Raw genomic sequence first — 19,375 nt, forward strand, 5'->3', positions numbered from 1 at the left:
GATAAATGCTCTATATTGTATAACATATTAATAGACAAGTATGCATTGTTCCTTATTTATCACCCAAAGTTAAGTAGGATTGCCTAATTTTGATGACAACACATACAAATTAATAGCAGAAGCCCCATTGACAAATATATAATTGACAATAGGGCTTTTTACGCACTAGTTTATTTCAAATAAATTAGCAAGTATGTCTATTCAATATCCAATATCATGCTCTTTGTTTTCTTTATAAAAAGGCGATGATAATGGGAAGTCAATTGAGGTAATTTCTTTACATTTTATTGTAATTAATCTACCTCCTTCTTTATAAAATTTATCAATTACAAAAGTCGCATTTTTAGTACGTGGGGAAGCCTTTTCAAATATTGCGTTATAATACGTGTTATCGCCTACATGTAAATTTACCTCAGAACCTTTTTTTAATTTCTGTAATTGTTCACAAAACTCCTTCCTTTTATTACGGATGAAAACGACATTATACATTTTATCCCTCCAGAACTTAACCCTATTAATTGTTACTCGCCATTGATAAATCTTCAATAGAGAAATTAAAAAACTTTTTATAAAATATTATTCATTAATTGATAAAGGGTGAATGCAATCCTTCTACACATTTCATAATTTGTTTAATATAGTGCAATTAAAACGGAGCTTATAAGACCCTAATTACTAATTTGTTAAAGTCTTTATGAAAAATCCTTCCCTCTTTTTAATAAAATCAAAGTTTTTTAGGACAAATACCCTATCATTCCTATGATAACTTAATAAATATATAGTATTGGGAAAAGGAGGAGAAGGCGTTGGGCAAAAAGAAAAAAAATATAGAACAAAATGAATTTAACTATTCATTAAAAATGAAATTAAATAGTACGGTAAAAAAAATCGTTATCAATATTGAGGTCATTCCAGAATTAAATGCTACCCAAAGTGAAGCAGTTATTGAGAATGAAGAGGTTGAAGTAAGTGATGATGCGAATAAAGTAAAAGTAAATGATTTTTGGACTGTAGCTGATGATATGGGTTCAGAAATTACAAATGCAGGAGATGATGGAACTCCTTCACAAATTACCGGTACCATAAAATATACATCAAACGGAAGAGAAACGAATGGCTTTTAAGATGAATTTTTCCACTCAATTATTAACGGAGTTGTTCACTGTGAACAACTCCGTTAAAAATTAATGATAATCTTGTTTAATGAGAATGCACCTTCAGGAATTTCTTTACAATAGACATAACCATCCACAATAACCGATTTACTTGTTTCGTTGATTGGGAGTCTTATGTCAAATTGTGAGAAATGTATGCTTTCTTCAGGCTTTAAAGGTTCAGAATCAGTATATTTGATCCAGTACTCACCATTTGTTTTTATTTTTTCCCTCCAATTATCATGTAGGAACTCCCAATTGTTATCGGAACTATTCGCAAATATGGAAGAATCATTTTTTGGGGACTTTAAAGAAATTTTGCCGCTCAAAGTCCCTGCATCAATGGGAGACAGCTTTATACAAAGAATTATGTCTCTTAATATCTCATTACCGATGTTTTTTAAAATAAAATCCCCGATAATCACGACTTCTTTTTGTTCTTCATGTTGATCTGGTATCAACATGGAATAGGCAAAATATGCCTGGATTTGTGGTGAAGACTTTTGATTTATTGTGCTGTCAATTGTTTCATCTTTCGTATGTTTAGAACTTATTACTTTTTGTTGGAGTAGGTTTGCTCGCTTTTTTTCTTCTTCAAGAGCTACTTCATATTTCAAGAGTTTTTCTTTTAAAGATATGATTTCCCTTTGAAAGGGTTCTATCTGTTCCTCCTCTACTTTAAATAACCTTTCGTGTAAGAATTGAGTGCGAATCTTCTCTTTTTCCAAAAGTTGCTTGAGTGACATTAATTTATTTTCATAAGAAGCAATTTCGGAATGGTAATGGATGATACGTTGTTTAAGCTGTATTGTATCTTCAGGTATATCCATTTGTCGTTTTTTTGATTTCATAATATTTTTCCTCCTCTTCCACTACAAGGTATGTAAAAATCAATAAATCTGTGTTATTCATAAAAATAAACTAGGCTGTTCATATAAACAGCCTAGTTTTAATCAGTCCTTATTAGTGAGCTGGAAAAACTTCTGGACATTGTGGTGGGAATTTTTCTGTTGGGCATAATGCCGCTTCAAGAATTTCTTCACGAGGTTTACAGAATCTTCCTTCTACCTCCAATTTCACGTCCGCTTCCACTTGTACTTCCAAGCAAAGAGTAATGGAGATATCTAATTGCTGTAAGTCATGTGGCTCACAGATTAGAGTTGCATCACACTCAAAGAAATTGACATGAGCATCGATCATTGTACCTTCAGGAGCGCATAGAATAAATGTTTGTGCTGTTGCAAATGGGATAGGCTTTTTTGTTACACAAAGTCTCATTCCTTGGGCGTCTAATATTTCTACAGTAATGAACCCTTTTACGATAACTTTCACCTTCTGAAGCATTACTTCGTCTCCTGTAGGTAAGGTTACATGAACTGGATGCCGACCATTTGGTTGCATTATCTCACGGATAATAAAGTCTTCATTTTCCATGGTAGGATCAATTGGATTACCGTCTGAATCACTTAAGAAACAATTGACAGAAACATCACCTTGATTTTCTAAGAAAGTACAAAGTTCATCTATATCTTTCTTATTGCCATGGCATTTGAATTTTGTTTTAAGAGTATCATCTGTAAGTGAAATTAACGGGACATCAATTTGGCGAGTTACCCAGTCGTAAACTTTACGTGTTCTAATACATACTTTTTCTGTGTTATGTCGACCCACTTGTGTTCCTCCTTTTTATATTAATAACCCTTTGGGTATTAGGGCTACTGTATATTATGTTTTTTATAGACAAATGTGCTGTGACATTAGCGGAATTTTATACATATGATATGAATGGAAATAAATCAAAACGAAAGAATCAAATTAATGTATAGGAGGATTTATAGAGTGAAAAAGCAATCTAACAATCCAGTATTTCTTCAACAGAAAATTATTCATCTTCAATCCGAACTAGCAAAATATAAATCAGTTTCAAATTTGGGTGCAATAGTAAGTGAAAATCAGCAATTAAAATATGAAATAAATCAAATACTTGATGAAAAGAAAAGTCTGAATGAACAAATAAAGAACCTACAATCCCAACTAGAAGAATTTCGAGACAGAAATTCCAATAGTAAAAGACGTAATAATCAGGAAAATCAGGTAAATGCAAGAGATACAGAAAGTAATTATTCAGAAAACTGGTTTTTAAACAGTCTCAGAAACCAGAATGCAGTTAAAAATAGGTAAAAACTTGAAAGCATTCTTTCAGAACGCACATATACTAATCGTATACTAATTAAAATATGGAGGAGTATACATGAACAATAAAAATCAAAAATTAAAAGTGTTTTCTTCATCTTACAACGTTAAGCCTCGTAAAAAGTCTAGCGGATGTGGATGTGGAGGCAAAAAAATTGTAAAAAAGTAATGAGTAGTAATCACCATCTTTAAATGTATGATGGTGATTTTTAACTTTATTAAGAAAAATGCATTAATTGAACTTTATTGGACAAATACCGCTTCAATCACCTTCTATTTATCATATTATATAAGAAATAAATAGGAGGTGAGAGAGATGTTTGGATTTTCAATGGTTAAATTCACAAGGAATTATGGTTCTAAAATGGATAAAAACCTTAGAAAAAATCTGGTGAATTTATATCGCCCTTTTAAATGGACACCTTGTTTTTTACACAAAGGCCTAGAGGGGATAATAAAAAAGACTAGAAAATTTGAGGTTATTATTGAATATACAGATGGAAAAACAAATGCAGATAATGTTAGAGAAGTATTAAATCGTCATATGCGTTGCAAGCTTAAATATGAATTTAAAACCATTCCAAGTTGTTCAGCAACAGTTACAGCAGCGGGATTAGAGGAACTTTTACAAACATGTACAAATGTAAAACGAGTTTATCTGAATTCCGAAGTTAAAGCCTTGCTAAATGTTGCTACTCCAGCTGGTAAAGCAGATCGAGTTGTTCGAAATGGTACAGAGCTTACAGGCGAAGGTGTAACAATCGCGGTTATCGATACTGGGATTTATCCTCATCAAGATTTAGAAGGTAGAATAATAGGTTTTGAAGATCTCGTAAATGGTAATATTGAACCTTATGATGATAATGGACATGGTACCCATTGTGCAGGTGATGCGGTTGGCAATGGAATGGCTTCAGGAGGGAAATATAAAGCCCCTGCACCAAAAGCAAATGTCGTTGGTGTAAAAGTTTTAGACAAACTAGGTTCAGGTTCATTAGATAATGTGATGAAAGGCGTAGAATGGTGTATTCTTAACAACCAGGATTCGTCCAAACCAAGAATTGATATTATCTCCATGTCTCTTGGTGCAACAGCCCAAAAGTTAAGCAATGAGGATGCAGATCCAATGGTTCAAGTAGTTGAGAAAGCATGGGATAGTGGAATTGTCGTTTGTGCAGCTGCGGGAAATGAAGGGGACGATCCAAGTACGATTGCGAGCCCAGGTATTAGTGATAAAGTAATTACCGTCGGTGCACTTGATGATAAAAATACGCTTGATGGTCGTATGGATGACACAATTGCTGAATTTTCAAGTAGAGGACCGACAATCTATAACGTTCCAAAGCCAGATATTGTAGCACCGGGTGTCAATATTACCTCATTACGCTCTCCAAATTCATACCTCGATAAATTCCAAAAAGCAAACCGTGTTGAAGAAAATTACTTTATATTATCTGGTACTTCAATGGCTACTCCTTTTTGCGCGGGTGTTGTTGCTTTAATGATTGAAAATAAAATAAAAAGTAATAAGCCATATACCCCAGATACAATAAAAACCGATCTATTAAATGGAACAGTAAAATGGAAAGACCTTGATTACAACACGTATGGTGCAGGATATATTAATGCACGAAATTCAATTAAGTAATTTACGTAAAAACAGGCTCAAATGGCCTGTTTTTATCATTTTATAGAATAATTGGGGGTGTAAGCATCTGAGCAAAAAATTTGAGATTGAAATTGAACGCTTTGTAACTGACTATTATAAAGACCATGATGAAGCAAAAGGAAAGCTAGACAAATGGGCCTTAGAAAATGAAAAGGGGTTAAACCAGCTGGATAAACAAGCTAGCGGATTTGAAAAAGAACTTGAAGCAATGATGGGAAAGCTTGATAAAAGAGTTTTAGAACACGAGAAAGGATTAAATCAGTTGGATACACAGGCTCAAGGGTTCGAAAAAGAACTTGAGCCCAAAATGGAAAAACTAGATCAATGGTTTTCGAAAAAACAAGGAGAGTTAGAAAAACAAATGGGGGATTAATTTTTTCTTAATTTCCGCAGTGCCCTGTGCACCTGTCCATCACCAAATTCAACTGAAAAACATAGTTTATAATGTACTCTTTTAAGAGGAGGTGCGAAATATGGGCTACGGATTTGGTGGTTGCGGCTATGGAGGCTACGGATACGGTGGATTCTACGGCGGATCAACTTTTGTATTAATCGTCGTATTGTTCATCCTATTAATTATTGTAGGTACTTCTTTCTACGGCTAATCACAACATTTTCAAAAAACAAGAAGTACGAGTCATTCGGCTCGTACTTTTATCTATTTAAGAAGAGGGATATAGTTTTTTGCACCACTTTTAGGCGAGGGTCATATGATATATCACAATGTAAGGAGGTTTCCAAATGGATAATAATTTTTTTAAGAATATCGAAAAGAAAACAGGAGTAAATATGCAGGATGTATTTCAGCTAGCAAACTCTTTGCAAAATGCAAACTTTAAAGATGCCAATACAGTTCGTTCTGTGATTAGAAAGGTTTCTCAAATTGCCAATAAGCCAGTAAACAAACAGCTTGAAGACAAAATTGTTAATAGCATTGTAAATGGCGACCAAAAAATGGATTTCAACACCATTTCAAAAATGATTAATAAAAAATAAGAGTTTAGGGTCTGGCAAAAATGTCAGGCCTGTTTTTATCTTGACCCCAACAAATGCAAGGCTTATAACGAATTTTTATTTATAATAAAACATAATTTAAAACGATACATATCAAATAAATAGTGGGGATGGAGGGAAAACAATGGGTTATATTTTACCAATCAACAATGATCAATATAATCAATATGTGCACCGTACTACGAACTATAAAACAAATCAAATGAAACTTCAAGAGGTAAAACCAGCTTCATTGAACTTTAGTCAGCGTTCCTATGATTTTCATCAAATTGAACGCAAAGCAATGACAAAAAAGCAAAGCCAATATATTGAGAACATCCGTGCCCAATATACTGGCGAGGGTTTACTAATTAATAAGTCCATTTAAACACAGGGAAGGCTAGAACTCTTGTACGTACAAGCCTTCCTCTTCACGCCATTCTGCAAATAGTAAATCTTTATAGGTAGCTACTCCTTGGCTTTTCAATTCCGATTGTAACCAACTTTCCGAAAAACCGCTTTCCTTTAAATTTTCTTCAATGAGCACACCATCACTTACCAATGTAATCGGGAGCCGCACCTTTTGATCTGCCATCTTGTAATCCTGACGGGTTGGTGGTTCATATGGAGATTTTTTTAGAACGCTTATTGAGCCATCTGTTTCTAAAATGGCATACTCAGCCTCTCTAATTGAAAAGACACCCTTCGAACGAAGAAGATGCTGTAATTGGTTAATATCCAGCTTGTTTTTCTTTAAATGCTCTCGAATAATTTTCCCTTTGTGAATAATAATTGAAGGCTTTCCCTCAAGAAATGGCCTTGTTTTACGAACCTTCTGTGTAATTATCTCAATCACATAAATTAAAATCCCCAAAACCAGTATGGCAAAAAGAATTTGAAGGATCCCAACATTTTGGTCGAAAGTGGCATTTCCAACCAATTCACCAAGTACTAATGCAGAGATAAAATCAAAAGCAGTGATTTGGGTTATTTGTGTTTTTCCTAGTATTTTAGTAATAATAAGTAACCCTAGAAGACCAACCGATAAATCAAATGCAATTCTAAAATATTCCAACATGCTCACCTCTCAATGGTAGAATGAGCAGGTTTCACTATTTTTATCCATCAAAAAAAGGATGTCTCCTTTGACATCCTTTCAAAAATTTATAGTTCTTTAATCATTGTAACGTGGGGGATTCCAGCATCCATAAAAAGTCCTGATACCGTCTCATATCCTAGTTTTTTATAGAAGTTTTCCGCGTGTGTTTGAGCATTAAGCTTTAATTTTGATATACCTCGCTCTTTCGCAATATCCTCCATCTTTTGCATAATCAAATTCCCTGCCCCTTTTTTACGGTGTGAAGCAAGGACACAAATACGTTCTACTTTACCGTATCCGTCTAGCTCACGGAAACGCCCAGCTCCCACAGGTTCATTTTGATCATACAGGACAATATGTGTAGCCTCATCTTCAAATTGATCAATTTCTTCTTCAAGAGGTACATTTTGTTCATCGACGAAGACCACCTTACGAATTGTATAGGCATCGTCTTGTTCTTTGTTGTTAGTTACGATTCGTGCTTCCATGCTGTGTTTAATTTTCCTTTCCTAAACGAAATGTTTCATATACGGTCCAAGAACCGTTATCTAGCTGATAAAGAAGATGAATGCGGTCAATTTGCTCTTCGTGGTCCATTTTTAACATGCGTAATTGACCATACACATCTGAATGCTCATCTCTTGATAGCTTTTGCCCAATTGTAATATGGGGAACAAAAGCATACTCGGGTTCTCCTGCAAAATAACCAGAGTGAAGGGCATTATGTAGTTTTTGTAATTCTTCATTCGGATCTACTTTCAAGTAAATGACATTATTTACAGGAGAAAAGGAGCTAATCTTTAAGACCTTTAATGTAAATGGTTCAACCTGTTTAGAAACAGCTTCTAATTCCCTTGTAATATCTTTAATTTCTTCATCGGATGCTTCAAATGCATTTTTAACCGTGAGATGTGGTGGAATTAATGCATAATGTGGGTCATACCGTTTACGATACGAATTAGCCGTGTCTTGAAGTTTTTTGGATGGGAAGATAACAATGCCATATTTCATTTGTATTGCCCTCCTTATGGATTAATAAATCAAAACAAAGTACTTGGTGTAGATTTACGAAAAATAATAACACAATTATATCAAATATCTGAAAATGATAGTATACCAAATAGGTTATTTTAACATTTTTGAAAGGGCTCTTGGTAAATCAGGCTGCCAATACTTCCAGGTATGGTTACCATTAAATTCTTCATAAAAATAGGGATAACCCTTATTCACAATGATGTCATGCAATTCACGATTTGGGGTTAGAAAATCTTCAATATCCCCCCTTGTTGTTTTCACTTCGGTTTCACCTGTTCCTATCACATGATACAAATCGAGGAGGTGTGGCTCTTCAAAACTTTCAACCTTTTGAAGGACGTGTTCATTCACAAGAGGTGATTGCAGCATCACTTTTCCAAAAGTATGGGGGTATTCGAGTGCTGTTAATAATGATATAGTCGCTGCCAGTGAATCCCCAATCAGTGCGCGTCCTTGCCCCATTTGATACGTTGGAAACTCTCGATCGAGAAATGGAACCAGTTCTTCTCCTAAAAAGCGCTTGTATAAATCATGCTGCTCACCATCTGGATGGTACTTCCTACGTCGGTCTGAAACACTTTTATAAGGAACCCCAATAATAATGGTGTTGCTAATTTCGCCTGTTTCCAATAGCTTATCGGCAACCCTTGCAATCCTGCCAAGATTAAAATAGTCACGTCCATCTTGGGCGATAAGAATATTGTATTTATAAAGGGGAGAGTATGATGCTGGTAAATAAACAATCAGCTCAAGTTCTTCATTTAAAATCTTACTATGTATAGTCATTTCCCTAACGGTGCCTTTATTAACCATGATTTTAAATCCTCCATACACTCAATTTACACCTTAATTATACCGTTTAGAAAAGGAAAGCGACAGGAGAAATCCCTGTCGCAAATCTGTACTTATTAAGCAGTTGTTTGATCCATATGTTTCTTTTCAGATTCTGCAACATATACGGCACATGCAGCATCACCTGTGATATTTACTGCAGTACGCGTCATATCAAGTAATCGATCAATACCGATAATTAAACCAATACCTTCAGCTGGTAGACCAACGGCTGTTAGTACCATTGCTAGCATGATTAACCCAACACCAGGAACACCAGCTGTACCCACACTGGCTAGTACCGCAGTTAAGATAACCACCAAAATTTGAGTGAATGTAAGGTCAACACCGTATACCTGTGCAATGAAAATGGTAGCAACACCTTGCATAATTGCTGTTCCATCCATATTGATTGTTGCTCCTAATGGTTGAACAAAGCTACTAATTTGTTCAGGAACCTTCAGATTTCTTTGTGCAGTTTCCATTGAAACTGGGAGTGTAGCATTACTACTTGATGTACTAAAGGCAACTGTCATGGCAGGTGCGAATCCTTTAAAAAATTCGATTGGACTTCGTTTTGCCAAGAATGCAATTGTGCCACCATATGTTACAACCGAATGGATAAGTAAGGCAGCGAGTACAATTAGGAAATAAGCGAGCATTGATTTAATTGCAGCATATCCTTGACTTCCAATCGCAGTTGCAATTAATCCAAATGTTCCATATGGTGCCGTTTTCATAACAAGATTTACAAGGTACATCATAATTTCATTTGCTTGTTCAAATAGATTTAGGATACCTTTCGTCTTTTCACCTAAAACGGTTAACGCTAACCCTATGAAAATAGCAAATGCAATAATTTGCAACATGTCGGCATTATTCATTGCCGTAAAAGGATTCGTTGGGATAATATTTATCAATGTCTCCATAACCGGAGGAGCTTCAGTTGCCCCATCGTAAGTAACTCCTTCTGTATCAAAACCTCCGCCAGCACCTGGCTTAAAAATGGAGGCAAGGGCGATTGCGATTGTAATAGCAAGTGTAGTTGTTGCTAAAAAATAAGTAATCGTTTTTGCTCCAATTCTTCCAAGTTTCTTAGGATCACCCAGTCCCGCAACTCCTAGAGTAATAGATACTAAGACAATTGGAACAACAAGCATTTTAATTAAATTCAAGAAAATTTGGCCAAGTGGAACAAAAACCCAGGTGTTAGCGTATTCAAAAATCTGTGGTGAGGTTAAATTTAAAATAAGACCAACAATAGCACCTAAACCTAACCCTAATAAAATCTTTTTAGTTAATGACATAAACAACCTCCTCAAAGATGTAGTTAAATATTGTGTTAGTGGCAAAAGGGAAATGTGAATTGGGATGAAATCCTATTTTAGGAGATACAAAAAAGCCACGAGAGTATGGCTCGTGGCCTTAAAGTTGATTTGCGCACAATCTCTCTCCTGATGCTTACGAGGTTAGCTGTCGGATTCGGATGAAGAGTTATATCCTACCTTTATAAAAAGGATTCACCCCGAGTGCATTTCCTTTTGCACGTGATGGTTCCCCCGTTTCCCAATTTTGGGAATTAAGCGATTATTAAGTTGTAATTTATCTTAATATTATATTTATATCTCATATTCTGATATTTTGTAAATACTACTTTAGTATGGTTTTAACAGTTTTAATATTTCTTGGGCCTAAAATCTTTAAAATTACTAAAACCAATTGACAATCTATCCAAACAGATGTATATTATAAATTATTCATATATAGTGATTCCGTAGCTCAGCTGGGAGAGCGCTACCTTGACAGGGTAGAGGTCGTTGGTTCGAACCCAATCGGAATCATCATTTAAAAGCTCCACCTTCCTTATATTTAAGGGGGTGGAGTTTTTTTATCTTTTCAACATATTAAAAAGATTGAATATAAATGAATAATGTAAAAGAATTAATCCAAAGTTTTGATACAGCCCTTTTGAATACAATCTAATTACATATTGAATTTCCCTACATCAGAAATGTTTTTTCTGAATCCTTGAAAGGAATGTGGTGGCAATGGATCAAATTAAACTAAAAAAATATTTGATTAAACTAAGGGAAGATGCTCAAGCAGCGATTTTACAGTACACCAAAAACAATGTCTCTGACACTACAACTCTAAGTAAAATCAATTTAAGAGCTTTTTTTGCATTGCATAGAATGGCTCATCCCAATTTGAACAATATTTTACGTGAAAAAGGATTTTTGCCACTTTCAAACAGTAGCCCCCATATCATGGATACCTTAAATAAAATCATCCATCACCTTTCCAAGGAAGATTCTGCCCCTAACTTAAATCAGGAATATATTGAAGTAAACACTGCCAAATCATTAAAAGAAGATCGTAAGGATCACTTGTTTGGAAAAGCAATAAATAACAAACATATAATGGTTACTCTTGACCGTAAAATGCTTATTACCCCTGAAATTTTTTACGATTTACTGCAAGCCGGTATGACAATAGCAAGAATAAACTGTGCACATGATGAATTAACGGTATGGAAAAAGATGATTCATTCTTTAAGAATGGCAGAAGAAACGTATCATGCAAGATGTGTTAGAAATACTTCGAAATGTAAAATTTTCATTGATCTCCCAGGACCTAAAATTCGAATTGGGCAAATTATACCTAGTAAAAATAAAAAAGGAATAACAGATAGCTTTATAAAAATAAAGAAAAATGATATTTTGCGAATTTATAAAAATGATAAATATATTGGGATTCCTAAAACGGATAATGGGCCAGCGTCGGTTGGAGTTACATTACCTAAAGCTTTACGAAATGTGCGAATCGGTGACAGAGTGTATATCGATGATGGAAAAATATTTGCGAAGGTTTTATCGAATACAGAGGAGTGCATCGAGACTAAAATCCTTTTAACAAGAAAGAAAGAAGAGACGATCTATCCGGAAAATGGTATAAATTTTCCTGACTCCCTTGTCCATTTAAATGTACCGACCGTTTCTGAATCAGATTTAACGATTTTGAAATCCATGTATAAAGACATTGATTTAGTTGGAATTTCCTATATTAATCACCCAAAAGATATTCAAATTGTAAAGCACCAGTTAGAAATGTTGACTGAAGATAAAAAAGGGATTATTGCAAAAATAGAAACCAAAAATGCCTTATTATCATTATCAAAAATAATTATGGAAGGATTAAATTACGGTTTGTTTGGAGTCATGATTGCAAGAGGGGATTTAGTAATTGAAATTGGCTTGGAGCAGTTTTTAAGTGCTCAAGAAGGAATTCTAGAAATCTGTCATGCTGCCCATATACCTGTTATTTGGGCAACAGGGGTCTTAGAAAATATGAATAAAAAAAATATCCCATCAATCCCTGAATTAACAGATGCGCATGCAGGTTTAAGAGCAGATTGTATCATGTTTAATAAAGGTCCTTATGTTCCACATTCAATTGAATTTTTACAAAAGCTGAACGAAATTAACCAAGACCCACAATTTCATTTGAGAAATTCAATGGTGTCATTCGTCCAATATGATTTTTGATTTTTGGAGTGATAATGGTCGTGAATCTCCCTCATTTGTACTAAAAAAGTTGTTAGAAAACAGCCCATTTTAGATAAATGCCCAAGAATTATTACATTCGCGGAATATATTGTAATGAAAATATGAGGAGGGATAACTTAGTATGAATGTGTATGATCAGCATTTTGTAGGAAGTCCACAAGGACCAATGATTGATTCAAATGATAGTAGGATTTTTGGAAGACCATTTGGATTTGGAAGGCCATTTGGGTTTGGAAGACCTTTTGGCTGGGGATTTGGGAGACCTTTTGGCTGGGGATTTGGAAGACCTTTTGGCTTTGGATTTGGTGCCCCATTCTTAGGAGGCGCGTTATTAGGGGGATTACTAGGAAGTACCTTAGCTGCTCCATGGGGCTATGGATATCCATATGGTTATGGTTTTGGATATCCAGGTTATGGATTTGGATATCCATTTTATTAATATGTAATGCTAGTCGGTTACCTATATTTGGTAACCGATTTCCTTTTTTAAAAAAAACCACCCAAATTAATGAGTGGTATCAATTATTCAATAAGTATATTTAAGCTGACTTACTCACAGCCTCTTTTCTTTCTTTTCGCTTTTTCGCGTACTCAGCTGTTGCTGTGAAAAGGACATCAGATGATGAGTTAAGGGCGGTTTCACAAGAGTCTTGAAGGACTCCAATAATGAAACCAACACCGACTACTTGCATGGCAACATCGTTTGGAATGCCGAATAAGCTTGCTGCTAATGGTATTAGTAAAAGGGATCCTCCCGCAACACCTGAAGCACCTGCAGCTGAAATCGCCGATAGAACACTAAGAATAAGCGCCGTTGCAAAATCGACTTCAATGCCCAGAGTGTGAACGGCCGCAAGTGTTAGGACAGAAATTGTTACTGCAGCACCTGCCATATTAACAGTCCCCCCTAAAGGGATGGATACCGAATAAGTATCCTTATCTAATCCAAGTCTTTCACATAGACTCATGTTAACAGGGATATTCGCAGCAGAGCTACGTGTAAAGAATGCTGTAATTCCGCTTTCTCTTAAACACTTAAAGACAAGCGGATACGGATTTTGGCGAATGTACAAATAAACAATCAATGGATTCACAACTAGTGCGATAAAGAACATACAGCCAAGTAGAAGGGCTAGGATTCTACCATATTCCATTAATGCTGAAAGACCGTTTGTAACCAATGCGTCGAACACTAAACCCATGATTCCGATTGGAGCTAGGCTAATAATCCATTTTACAACAGTTGTGATTGCCTCAGATACATTGGATAATAGAGTCTTAGTAGTTTCGTTTGCATTTTTTAATGCGATACCAAGAATGATCGCCCAAGCAAGAATTCCGATATAGTTTGCATTCATTAGCGCATGAATAGGGTTGTCCACCACATTAAAAAGTAATGTTTGAAGCACCTCTAAAATCCCACTTGGAGGAGTGACGTCTTCTGCACCTGTAACAAGTGTTAATTTAATTGGGAAGAAAAAGCTTGCGATTACCGCTACCAATCCTGCTACGAATGTTCCAATCGCATATAATCCAATAATCGATTTGATATTCGTTTGAGTTCCATTTCGGTGTTTAGAGATAGCGTCAATAACTAAAAATAAGACCAATACCGGTGCCACTGCTTTTAAAGCACCTACAAATAAAGAACCGAAGATGGTGACCCATTTTGCTCCCTCGGGAATGACTAACGCTAAAAGAATACCAAGAAGAATTCCAAACAGTATTCGTTTAACAAGACTAATTTGGTTCCATTTGTGAAACATATCTTTCATATTCTTGCCCCCTGTTGAAAATAGCATTTGCTGTTAATTTAATATTTTGTAAGTTTAACACGAAAATTAGTAATTGTGAATTAATTTTAAAAGGGTGGAATTCCTTTATTAGGAAAACAAACAATCCTGCAATATAGTATATATAAAAATTTACTTGTATAATATCATTTTATACAGGGTTTTTCCAAATTCAAATTTAACAGTATATGATAAGGCTGCATATCTTATAAGGTGGCATAACGAAAACTTAAGGGTGGTGAAAATGAAGATCTTATTAGCTACATTTTGGCCTCTTCCTCAAGTAGGAGGGGTATGGAGTTATGTTCAAGGACTCTATCAAGCTCTCATTAATTTGGATTATGAAGTTGACATTTTAAGTCAGCATCCGATTGAGAAAAAATATTATATCATAAATGACGGGCGATCCATAAATAAAGCCATAATTACAAATTCCGTTCAGAAAATTATACAGCCATTTTTCAATTCCAGTCATCCTGATATGCATTTAATAACCAGACATGAAACTGAAAGATACGGTTTTGAAGCAGCAGCAGCCTATTTTGGTTTGAACAAATACGATTTAATTCATACCCAGGATGTTATTTCTACAAGAGCACTTTCACGAGTAAAACCTAAAGAGACGCCTCTAATCTCAACTCTTCATGGATGCTATACATTTGAGTACATTCGTCATGTTAAAAAAGCTGTAACCGAATCAGAATTGCAAAAATGGAAACAAACAATTATATCACGGTATTTAGCTACGAAGGAACACTATGGCGCTGTATCAAGTGATGTAACAATTGTGCCGACGTTATGGTTAAAAAACTTGCTTACAACTGAATTTAATATTCCTGATAAACAAGTGAATGTTGTTCCGTACGGAATTGATATTAAGCATTTTATGAAAAAAATGGAGGAGCAATCGGAGCCATCTCCACCCAAAGCCAATTTTATCATAGGGTGTCCTGCAAGATTGGATAGAGTAAAAGGACATAAATTTTTACTAGAAGCCTTAGCGAAACTAAAGCATCACCGAAATGACTGGATTTGCTGGTTCATTGGAAATGGCAGTTTACTCAAGGAATTAAAAACTACGGCAAAATATTGGGGGATTGAAGAACATATCGCCTTTTTAGGAACTAGAAATGATGTGCCCGCATTATTAAAACAATTAGACTTGATTGTTTTGCCAAGTTTACAGGATAATCATCCATTTGCTCTTATGGAGGCTCAAATTGCTGGAAAACCGATTGTTACGACTGATGCAGGTGGAATTCCGGAAATGGTTACCCATTATAAGACAGGATTGATTTCCCCAAAGGGGGAAAGCGATATTTTATATCAAAATATAAAAAGAGTAATTGAAAATAAGAAACTTAGTAACAGGCTTTCTGCTGCGGCAAAAGAACAGGCCATGAATAATTGGCCCATTGATAGGATGATAAACAGGACGCTTGAAATTTATCGACGATTAACGGAGGACCCCCAACATGGGAAAAAAGCCTAAAAAAAAATTCAATAATAAGCAATCCTCAAAGACAGGAAAATACACAAAAAAGCCAACAAATTTACAAGAGGGAACTCTTGATAAAAAAAATTTTGATTCACCAAAAATTAAAAATACGTTTATTACGAAACAATCAATTGGGGATAACTCCAATGAATGGCAAAAAATACGTGAAGCCTTACCTGAACACTATGAAATACCTGATCCTGATATTTATAAGGAACTAAAATTATTTTACAAAACAAGATAGAGTAGTCAGTTAGTTATATATGATTATCCAAGTAAAGGAGGAATCTATCTTGTGAGAGTTTTAATTGCAACTTATTTCTTTCTTCCCCAGACTGGCGGTGTTGGAACATATATAGAATCAGTAAAACAAGAGTTGGTACGAAACGGACATGATGTTGATGTACTCGGACAATCACCTGACTTAAAGGAAGTTTATATCACAAATTCCGGCCAATCCATTTCAAAATCAATCATATATCCGATGCTCTCACGAAGTATAAGTGAGTATTACAAAACCAATTTCCCTCATTTAGATTCCTGGATTTTTCAGAAAGAATTGGGCCGATATCGGTTTGAATTAATTGCCTCATTATTTGATTTGTCACAGTATGACGTCATTCATACACAAGATGTGATATCAACAATCATTTTTCAGAGAATAAAACCCAAACATATACCACTCGTTTGTACTATTCACGGGCAAATGACCAATGAATTGATGAATTTAGGAATAATTAAATGCGAAGGTACAGATCGATGGCATTACCAAATGGCAGAAGAGTTAAATGGTTTACTTTCTGCAGACAAAATAATCGTACCAACCGAATGGATGAAACGGGAAATCAAAAAAAACTTTGACATTCCATCAGACATCTATGTCATCCCTTATTGTGCAAGGAATATTCCCAGCTTTTTAGAAAAATTAGAGACAGAACCGGATCCGCCTGTACCAATCACAAAAAATAAAACAATCATTGGCTGTATTTCTCGTCTTGTTTCCTATAAAGGACACCCTATTCTAATTGATGCCCTAAAAAAATTGAAAAAGCGGAGAAAAGATTTCGAATGCTGGATAATTGGAGATGGTCCGGATAAAGATTATTTTCAGAAATATTCGGAAAAGAAAGGATTGACGAATTTTATAAAATTTTTGGGTTCACGCAATGACGTCCCCTCTCTCCTCAAAAAAATGGACATCGTCGTCCTGCCAACTTTGCAAGATAATATGCCTTTTTCCATTATAGAAGCTCAAATAGCAGGAAAAGCCATTTGCGCTACAGAAACCGGTGGTATACCAGAGATGATTGATTCGGGTCATAATGGGTTTCTATTCCAGAAAAATAATTCTAAACAATTATCAGAACAATTGTTGATGCTGATACAGAATGAGAAAATTCGTAAAACATTAGAAACTAACACACAACAAATGGCTTTAAAACAATGGGCTCCTGAACTTTTATATCAGCGGTTAAAGAATGTTTATGATGAATTGCAAATTGAAGAGTCATTAAAGCCAAACGTAATGGTTGACTACCCACTATTAGAAAAGTATCGGATTTCAATAAAGAGCAAATATCAGATTCAGACTTTTAAAGATATATTTCTATTTGATACATTAGGTTCTTATGATGAAGCGATATGTTCGAAAATTATGGAGCGAATTCCCGACACTTATTGTCTGCCAGATCTAAAAATGTTGAATAAAATTGTTGAGATAACATTGAAAGGAGAAGTAAATGGATAGCAGCAAACAATTAAAAATGCCTGACTTTATAATTATCGGCCAACAAAAGTGCGGAACGAGTGCATTATATGTTAACTTGGTTAGGCACCCCAATATCGCCGCAGCTGAACAAAAAGAATTGTATTTTTTCAATAATCATTATGAAAAAGGGTTGGATTGGTATCGCAATCAATTTCCTTCATTAGTCTTAGAAACTGCCAACACCATAACTGGAGAAGCCACCCCAAATTATATTGATGATCCTTTAGCTCCTCAAAGAGTGTTTCAATGTATGCCGAATGTCAAATTGATTATACTTTTGCGAAACCCAGTGGATCGAGCATACTCTCAATATCAAATGGGTGCAAGAAATGGTTCTTGTATTATTAACGGCCGTCTACCATCTTTCGAGGAATTCATTGAAAAAGAGATGAATTTACCGGAAAATTATTATGAAAATTTGGATAGAAAAATATATTTAGAGCATTATCGGTTTTTAGAAAGGGGGATCTATATAAATAAAATAGAAAAGTGGATTAAGGTTTTTCCTCAAGAACAGATGATGATTATCAAAAGTGAAGAATTTTATCATGATCCTTACAAAGTCTATAAGGAAGTACTTGCTTTTTTAAATGTACCAGTCTGGGAACCGAACAAATTCGAATTTATTAATAAATTTAGAGACAAATATCCAAAACTAAATGAAACTACAAAACAGGAATTGATTTCTTATTTTAAACCGTATAACGAGAGGCTTTACCGGTTTTTAGGAAGAGATTTACAATGGGAAAAATAGCTTATAGATTGTAATTGTGCAATAGTGATGCTTTATGCTTTTTTCTGTAGTAAAAATATTAAAGGCTGTTGATATTATCAACAGCCTAAATTTTATTGGGGCATTTTCTAATTCGTTAAATAAAAATCATAACTTTCCGTTAATCCTTTAAATAAATCAAATGAGGGATTCCAACCTAAAACATTCTTTGCTTTAGAGTTATCCAATCTGCTGTAAAGAATTTCCCCTTTTCGCTGATCGCGATAAGTAGGAGTAGGAGAATTTCTTGCAATGGAAGATATAATCCTGTAAAGTTGATTAATACTGATTTTCTCATTTCTGCTGATATTCAAAATTTCATTCGAGCCGTTATGCAGTGAAAGGACATTAGCCCTTGCTACATCCTTTACAAACACAAAATCCCGTGTCTGCTCTCCGTTTCCGTAGATGGTTGGAGATTCACCCGATATTAATTTATTGAAAAAAATCGATACCACTCCACCTTCTCCTTTTGGTGATTGTCTCGGTCCATAAACATTTGCGTATCTCAAAATTGTATACGGAAGACCATGCAGGTCGTGAAAAAGCTTTATATATACTTCCGGGATATATTTGGAGAGGCCATAATACGATAACGGTTTGATGGGGAATGACTCATTTATACTGCAATCATTTGTTTCCCCATATACGGCACATGAGGAGGCATAAATAATCTTTTTTACACTATGTTTGATACAACATGATAACAATCGAACAGTACCTAGTACATTATTTTCAGCATCTGTTAATGGATCGAGGACAGATTTACTTACATCCACTTGCGCAGCTTGGTGTATAACGTAATCCGGTTTTTCTTGTTTGAATATATCACCTATTTTGTTTGTACGAATATCAGCCTCGTAAAATGTGACGTTTGGAGGTAAATTAGTGATATAACCAGTACTTAAATTATCAACAACAATGACGTCATAGCTTTGCTCTACTAATAGGTCTACTATATGAGATCCTATAAAGCCTGCTCCGCCCGTTACAAGCACTTTCAT

At 34.9% G+C, this 19,375-nt stretch carries 22 protein-coding genes, 1 tRNA gene and 1 riboswitch; of the genes, 13 read left to right on the forward strand and 10 right to left on the reverse strand.

The features are described 5' to 3' along the window. Window positions 1-201: 201 nt before the first annotated feature. Window positions 202-489, reverse strand: coding sequence for a hypothetical protein (locus tag V7138_RS08900; RefSeq protein WP_335396198.1), 288 nt, complete (start codon window positions 487-489; stop codon window positions 202-204). A 317-nt stretch (window positions 490-806) separates the two neighbouring features. Here V7138_RS08900 and V7138_RS08905 point away from each other — a divergent pair, with 317 nt between their 5' ends. After that, window positions 807-1,124: a hypothetical protein gene (locus V7138_RS08905; protein ID WP_335396200.1), complete on the forward strand. Its 318-nt coding sequence runs from the start codon at window positions 807-809 to the stop codon at window positions 1,122-1,124. A 53-nt stretch (window positions 1,125-1,177) separates the two neighbouring features. Here V7138_RS08905 and V7138_RS08910 read toward each other — a convergent pair whose 3' ends face one another. Beyond that, complete coding sequence (locus tag V7138_RS08910) at window positions 1,178-2,005, reverse strand: hypothetical protein (protein WP_335396202.1); 828 nt, start codon at window positions 2,003-2,005, stop codon at window positions 1,178-1,180. Between the two features lie 112 nt (window positions 2,006-2,117). Then, entirely contained in the window at window positions 2,118-2,825 is a 708-nt protein-coding gene (locus V7138_RS08915; protein WP_335396204.1) for a hypothetical protein, read from the reverse strand. A gap of 168 nt (window positions 2,826-2,993) precedes the next feature. On the opposite strand from V7138_RS08915, the gene V7138_RS08920 reads away from it, so the two are divergent. The 5 genes from V7138_RS08920 (at window position 2,994) to V7138_RS08940 (ending at window position 6,397) form a co-directional block, all read left to right on the forward strand. Further along, window positions 2,994-3,335 (forward strand): hypothetical protein, encoded by a 342-nt coding sequence (locus tag V7138_RS08920; protein WP_335396205.1) that lies wholly within the window; start codon window positions 2,994-2,996, stop codon window positions 3,333-3,335. Window positions 3,336-3,663: 328 nt separating this feature from the next. Then, window positions 3,664-4,995 carry a S8 family peptidase gene (locus V7138_RS08925; RefSeq protein WP_335396206.1) on the forward strand — a complete coding sequence of 444 codons (1,332 nt, stop codon included), beginning with the start codon at window positions 3,664-3,666 and terminating at the stop codon, window positions 4,993-4,995. Window positions 4,996-5,489: 494 nt separating this feature from the next. Beyond that, window positions 5,490-5,621 (forward strand): YjcZ family sporulation protein, encoded by a 132-nt coding sequence (locus V7138_RS08930; RefSeq protein ID WP_335396208.1) that lies wholly within the window; start codon window positions 5,490-5,492, stop codon window positions 5,619-5,621. 136 nt (window positions 5,622-5,757) lie between these two features. Further along, complete coding sequence (locus V7138_RS08935) at window positions 5,758-6,012, forward strand: stage VI sporulation protein F (RefSeq protein WP_335396209.1); 255 nt, start codon at window positions 5,758-5,760, stop codon at window positions 6,010-6,012. A gap of 142 nt (window positions 6,013-6,154) precedes the next feature. Further along, window positions 6,155-6,397, forward strand: a complete 243-nt coding sequence (locus tag V7138_RS08940; RefSeq protein WP_335396210.1) for a hypothetical protein — start codon at window positions 6,155-6,157, stop codon at window positions 6,395-6,397. A 12-nt stretch (window positions 6,398-6,409) separates the two neighbouring features. On the opposite strand, the gene V7138_RS08945 is transcribed toward V7138_RS08940, so the two are convergent. The 5 genes from V7138_RS08945 to V7138_RS08965 all read right to left on the reverse strand — a co-directional run bounded on the left by V7138_RS08945 (window position 6,410) and on the right by V7138_RS08965 (window position 10,281). Beyond that, entirely contained in the window at window positions 6,410-7,087 is a 678-nt protein-coding gene (locus V7138_RS08945) for a DUF421 domain-containing protein (RefSeq protein WP_335396211.1), read from the reverse strand. An 86-nt stretch (window positions 7,088-7,173) separates the two neighbouring features. Continuing rightward, window positions 7,174-7,596: a GNAT family N-acetyltransferase gene (locus V7138_RS08950; RefSeq protein ID WP_335396213.1), complete on the reverse strand. Its 423-nt coding sequence runs from the start codon at window positions 7,594-7,596 to the stop codon at window positions 7,174-7,176. Between the two features lie 7 nt (window positions 7,597-7,603). After that, window positions 7,604-8,119, reverse strand: coding sequence for a YjcG family protein (locus V7138_RS08955; protein ID WP_335396215.1), 516 nt, complete (start codon window positions 8,117-8,119; stop codon window positions 7,604-7,606). A 114-nt stretch (window positions 8,120-8,233) separates the two neighbouring features. Further along, on the reverse strand, window positions 8,234-8,956 hold the full coding sequence (locus V7138_RS08960; protein ID WP_335396217.1) for an alpha/beta hydrolase: 723 nt from the start codon (window positions 8,954-8,956) through the stop codon (window positions 8,234-8,236). Between the two features lie 95 nt (window positions 8,957-9,051). Beyond that, entirely contained in the window at window positions 9,052-10,281 is a 1,230-nt protein-coding gene (locus V7138_RS08965; RefSeq protein WP_335396218.1) for a dicarboxylate/amino acid:cation symporter, read from the reverse strand. A gap of 135 nt (window positions 10,282-10,416) precedes the next feature. Further along, window positions 10,417-10,570: riboswitch (cyclic di-AMP (ydaO/yuaA leader) on the reverse strand. A 172-nt stretch (window positions 10,571-10,742) separates the two neighbouring features. Between V7138_RS08965 and V7138_RS08970 the strand changes: the two genes are divergently transcribed. From V7138_RS08970 to V7138_RS08980, 3 genes are all read left to right on the forward strand, one after another. Further along, window positions 10,743-10,815: transfer RNA gene (locus V7138_RS08970), tRNA-Val, on the forward strand. Window positions 10,816-11,022: 207 nt separating this feature from the next. After that, entirely contained in the window at window positions 11,023-12,519 is a 1,497-nt protein-coding gene (locus tag V7138_RS08975; protein WP_335396220.1) for a pyruvate kinase, read from the forward strand. A 187-nt stretch (window positions 12,520-12,706) separates the two neighbouring features. After that, on the forward strand, window positions 12,707-12,979 hold the full coding sequence (locus tag V7138_RS08980) for a hypothetical protein (RefSeq protein WP_335396432.1): 273 nt from the start codon (window positions 12,707-12,709) through the stop codon (window positions 12,977-12,979). Between the two features lie 100 nt (window positions 12,980-13,079). Here V7138_RS08980 and sstT read toward each other — a convergent pair whose 3' ends face one another. Beyond that, the gene (sstT, locus tag V7138_RS08985) at window positions 13,080-14,315 is read right to left on the reverse strand and encodes a serine/threonine transporter SstT (protein WP_335396222.1); all 1,236 of its coding nucleotides are present in this window, start codon (window positions 14,313-14,315) and stop codon (window positions 13,080-13,082) included. Between the two features lie 262 nt (window positions 14,316-14,577). On the opposite strand from sstT, the gene V7138_RS08990 reads away from it, so the two are divergent. From V7138_RS08990 to V7138_RS09005, 4 genes are read left to right on the forward strand one after another with little or no spacing between them, the layout of a single operon-like run. Next, a complete protein-coding gene (locus V7138_RS08990; RefSeq protein ID WP_335396223.1) occupies window positions 14,578-15,825 on the forward strand; it encodes a glycosyltransferase family 4 protein in 1,248 nt (415 codons plus the stop codon). Further along, window positions 15,809-16,075, forward strand: a complete 267-nt coding sequence (locus V7138_RS08995; RefSeq protein WP_335396224.1) for a hypothetical protein — start codon at window positions 15,809-15,811, stop codon at window positions 16,073-16,075. Before V7138_RS08990 ends, V7138_RS08995 begins: the two co-directional genes overlap by 17 nt. Before the next feature lie 51 nt (window positions 16,076-16,126). Then, a complete protein-coding gene (locus V7138_RS09000) occupies window positions 16,127-17,578 on the forward strand; it encodes a glycosyltransferase family 4 protein (RefSeq protein WP_335396226.1) in 1,452 nt (483 codons plus the stop codon). Further along, entirely contained in the window at window positions 17,571-18,353 is a 783-nt protein-coding gene (locus V7138_RS09005; protein ID WP_335396227.1) for a sulfotransferase domain-containing protein, read from the forward strand. The genes V7138_RS09000 and V7138_RS09005 overlap by 8 nt, the downstream gene beginning before the upstream one ends. 107 nt (window positions 18,354-18,460) lie before the next feature. Here the strand turns inward: V7138_RS09005 and V7138_RS09010 are convergent, their stop codons facing one another. Continuing rightward, window positions 18,461-19,375, reverse strand: coding sequence for an NAD-dependent epimerase/dehydratase family protein (locus V7138_RS09010; RefSeq protein WP_335396228.1), 915 nt, complete (start codon window positions 19,373-19,375; stop codon window positions 18,461-18,463).

The sequence above is a fragment of the Bacillus sp. JJ1533 genome, from assembly GCF_036965045.1.
Classification (GTDB): Bacteria; Bacillota; Bacilli; order Bacillales; family Bacillaceae_L; genus Ferdinandcohnia.